Raw genomic sequence first — 901 nt, forward strand, 5'->3', positions numbered from 1 at the left:
CGATGGCAAACGATGTCAGCGGCAGGCCTTTCGACCCGGTCTGCCGCTCCAGCAGGACCGTCGCCATTTTTTGGGCGATGGCCGTGCTGTTTTCCCACGGGATGTTTTCCGGCTGCTGCTGGGCGGCCGCCATGTCAGGGGATGCGCACGCCAGCGCCAGGGCGAACACCGTCGCCCGTATCGAAAACAGTCTCATCTCGCAGCCCCTGGCCCGCGATCGTCAGAAGCCGACGGCGAGCGTTTCCAGCCCATGGAAGTGGTAAGTGTCGCGGAAGCTTGGCCTTTCGGCAAGATGGAGCTTTGGGTGGCGCTCAAATAGGGTTTTCAGCGACACCTGCAATTCGAGCCGGGCCAGCGGTGCACCGATGCAGAAATGGATGCCGGCGCCGAAGGATACATTCTTCTGGTCCGCGCGATCCGGCCGGAAGGCTTGCGGTTCGGCGAAGGCGCGCGGGTCATGGTTGGCCATGCCGAGCAGCAGCCCGATCGTCTGGCCCGGCTGCACCACGATACCGGGCGAGACCTCGATCTCCTGATAGGCGTAGCGCGTGAACATGTGCAGCGGCGCGTCGAAGCGCAGGCATTCCTCGACCGTTGCCGCGGCCGCTTCTGGTGAACCGAAGAAGCGGCTGACATCGCCGCCTTGCATAAGGATGGAGCGGACAGCGTTGCCGGTCTGATGCACCGTCGCTTCATGACCGGCATTGAGCAGCAGGATCGCAGAGGACACCATCTCGTCCTCCGACAGCCTCTCACCGTCCTCCTGCGCCGAGATCAGCAGCGACAGCAGGTCGTCGCCGGGGTTCTTGCGCCGCTCGGTGACATGGAAACGCAGGAAATCGGCAAATTCGCCCGCGGCGCGATTGGCCGCCTCCTCGGTTTCGCGTGTGCGGCCGTGGAT

General features: G+C 64.2%; 1 protein-coding gene. It reads right to left on the reverse strand.

The genetic code is table 11. The features are described from left to right. Nucleotides 1-220: 220 nt before the first annotated feature. Nucleotides 221-901 (reverse strand): cytochrome P450 (locus EN935_RS38030; RefSeq protein WP_164771820.1); only part of this gene is annotated, 681 nt, incomplete at its 5' end.

Origin of the sequence: Mesorhizobium sp. M7D.F.Ca.US.004.03.1.1 (assembly GCF_003998635.1) — a bacterium.
In the GTDB taxonomy this organism is placed as follows: Bacteria; Pseudomonadota; Alphaproteobacteria; order Rhizobiales; family Rhizobiaceae; genus Mesorhizobium; species Mesorhizobium loti.